This is a genomic window from Edaphosphingomonas haloaromaticamans, from assembly GCF_001853345.1.
Taxonomy (GTDB): domain Bacteria; phylum Pseudomonadota; class Alphaproteobacteria; order Sphingomonadales; family Sphingomonadaceae; genus Sphingomonas_E; species Sphingomonas_E fennica.
In genome coordinates, this window is record NZ_MIPT01000009.1 from 1 (window position 1) to 2,779 (window position 2,779).

General features: G+C 58.7%; 3 protein-coding genes. All 3 read left to right on the forward strand.

What is annotated here, in order from left to right:
* Positions 1–91: 91 nt before the first annotated feature.
* The gene (locus BHE75_RS22920) at positions 92–964 is read left to right on the forward strand and encodes an ArdC family protein (protein ID WP_004213405.1); all 873 of its coding nucleotides are present in this window, start codon (positions 92–94) and stop codon (positions 962–964) included.
* Positions 965–1,111: 147 nt separating this feature from the next.
* Positions 1,112–1,372 (forward strand): hypothetical protein, encoded by a 261-nt coding sequence (locus BHE75_RS22925; RefSeq protein ID WP_056379729.1) that lies wholly within the window; start codon positions 1,112–1,114, stop codon positions 1,370–1,372.
* 3 nt (positions 1,373–1,375) lie between these two features.
* Positions 1,376–2,656 (forward strand): Fic/DOC family protein, encoded by a 1,281-nt coding sequence (locus BHE75_RS22930; protein ID WP_056379707.1) that lies wholly within the window; start codon positions 1,376–1,378, stop codon positions 2,654–2,656.
* The last annotated feature ends 123 nt before the right edge of the window (positions 2,657–2,779 follow it).

Genomic DNA, 2,779 nt, shown 5'->3' on the forward strand with positions numbered 1-2,779 from the left:
CGATTTTGCTTCCCCCTCCCCATCCCGCGCTTCGCCAGCGGGTCAGAGCCGCAGGCCGCAGGCAGCGGCTTCGCCTAAAGGAGTGAGGAAAATGGCCAAGGAAACGAACCGGATCGACATTTATCAGGCCGTCACCGACGACATTCTTGCGATGTTGGAAGCGGGGACAAAGCCTTGGGTGAAGCCGTGGAGCGGTGGGCCGACCATTCCGCTCCGGCACAATGGGGTTGCCTATCGTGGGATCAATGTCCTCAGCCTTTGGGCCAGTGCCATGCGTCAGGGCTTCGCCTCGCCCTATTGGCTGACCTTCAAACAGGCATTGGAGCTTGGCGGCAATGTCAGGAAGGGCAGCAAGGGGACCACCGTTGTCTATGCCAACAAGCTTGTCGTTAAAGACTCCGAAACGGACGACGAGCGCGCCATTCCGTTCCTGAAACGATACACGGTTTTCAATGCCGATCAGGTCGAGGGACTGGACGGCAAATATCCCGCGCCCGCCCCGATCATCACCAATCCCGAAACCCGCGATGTTGAACTTGAAGTGATGTTCTCTCGCATCGACGCAACCGTTCGCATTGGCGGATCGCAAGCCTATTATCACACCCGCGACGACTATATCCAAATGCCCGCTTTTGAAGCGTTCCATTCCGCCGACGACTACTATGCCACGCTTGCGCACGAGGCCGTGCATCATGCAGGGCATGAAAGCCGCCTCAACCGGAAAACCTTGATTTCAACGAGCCGCGCCGACTACGCGAGGGACGAACTCGTGGCCGAGCTGGGCGCATCCTTCATCGGTGCGATTGTCGGTTTCAAGGTCGAGGAACGCGAAGATCATGCCGCGTATATCGAGCACTGGTTGACCGCGCTCCGCAATGACAAGCGCGCCATTTTTGAGGCCGCCCGTGAGGCACAGAACGCCGCCGACTACCTGTTGGCGATGATGACCGACCAAGCGGATTGAATGCCCCGCCCTGCAAAATGCACGAGACGCCGCGCAAGCGCGGCGTCCCGCTTTGGGAAGGTGAAATTCGGGGGCTACTCAATGTGGTTTATATACAAATCCCGACATGTTAACTATGGGCGGGAGCAGGTCGTTTTTAGGTGCAAAATGGAAAATATCATCGACACCTACAGGAATCGCATCAACGCGATGGGGTATGAGCCTCGTCGGCAGGAAGACATTCCTGCCGTTATGGCAGCTTATTGCGAGGCAATCGCAAATTGCAAGATTGAAGGACTTGAATTGGTTTCGGATGACCACTCTTTTTGTTTGCTGTTGGTCGAAACCCAAATTCCCGTCGATGTGGCGATTGGTCTGGCGCAGGACTACAACCGTGATGTTCTGTCCCGCCAGAAACTCGCTGCATGACAGGTGAGCGACCCTTACACCTGGCGTAACAGCGACGTTCTTCGGAACAAGCTGGGAATCCGCGACGATAATATCCTCAAGGAGCGAGAAGCTTTCTTCTCGGTTGTCCGACATGGCGAGCTTGTCGTGCAGCGCGCCGCGCCGGCGACGAACGCGCGCGAGTATCGCGAGCTGCACAATCATCTGTTTCAGGACGTATATGATTGGGCGGGGCGCTTTCGAACTGTGGACATAAGCAAACCCGGCAGCACTTTTGCCCGAGCGCACTTCATTGCCCGCAGCATGGAGCACGAATTTAAGCAGCTGCCCGACCTCCAAACCCTCAAGTCGATGGATCGTGATCGCTTTGCCGATACCATGGGGCGGCATATTTCCGAATTAAATGCCGTTCATCCGTTCCGTGAGGGCAATGGCCGCACCATGCGGCTGCACTTGCAGCTACATTCCCTTGCGGCCGAAAAATTCGTCTCAATCCAGGCAATGGGGCCGAAGGACTGGATGGAGGCGAGCCGCGACAGCTTCCATACCGGAAATCACGCCTCCCTCGCCAAAGTCATCCGTGATGCAATGCCGCTCGAACAGAACCGCGTCGAGCCAGCGCGTGGGGCAGCGGGCATCGCGTTTCCGCCCTCGATGGAATCCCTCATGCCAGTTGGCGAACGACGCGCAATGAGTATCGAGCAGGCCAAGGATCAAATCAGCCGTTACCTGCCTACTGCGCAAACCGTTGCGTCGCGGCAGCATGAGCAGCTTAACCGGATCGCGGAAACGTCCGCTGACATGCGCCAGCTGGCCGCGCGTTCAGCGCAGGAGCTTGCCTTTTTCCGTGACCCCAAAGGGCCGATGCACCACCTTCAGCTGATTGAGCAGCGCCGCTATCATCAGATCGAAGTCAATTGGTCCGAGGGCATGGACCCGCTGCAAAGAGTCCGCGCCATCAGCGCGGGCGCCGCAGATTTCCTTTCGAAGATGACCGACCGCGACATTCAGGCCGCCGATCGCGCGCTACGTCTGCAAGTCATGCCTCCCGGCGTCAGTCAGGTTGATCTACGCCTTGCTGCGCAATTCGAGAAAAACTCGCCCGAGCAGAACCGGGCCGATGCCAGGTTCGCGCAATTCCAGCTCGCCATTGATAAGCGCGTCGCCACAGCCACCGAGCGCGGCGCATCGAAGGAACAGCTGGCGCAGATCGTCGAAAGCGCAAAGGCCCATGTCGCCGCAACATTGCGCGAAGGCAAATCACCGACGCCGACCGCCGAGAAATCAAAGGACCGCGAGCGCTGAAAATGAGCGGCCAGGGCCGCGCGCTTAATAGTCTGTCAGCTGCCACATAGGATCGAGCGGCCCAGGGCCGCGCCTTGCCGGTGGTGGCAGCTGCCACCGGGGGGAACGCCAAGGGCACCCGCC

Bases quoted from the DNA above. Each gene is read 5' to 3' on its own strand.
- BHE75_RS22920 (WP_004213405.1), top strand. From the start codon at position 92: ATGGCCAAGGAAACGAACCGGATCGACATTTATCAGGCCGTCACCGAC.
- BHE75_RS22925 (WP_056379729.1), top strand. From the start codon at position 1,112: ATGGAAAATATCATCGACACCTACAGGAATCGCATCAACGCGATGGGG.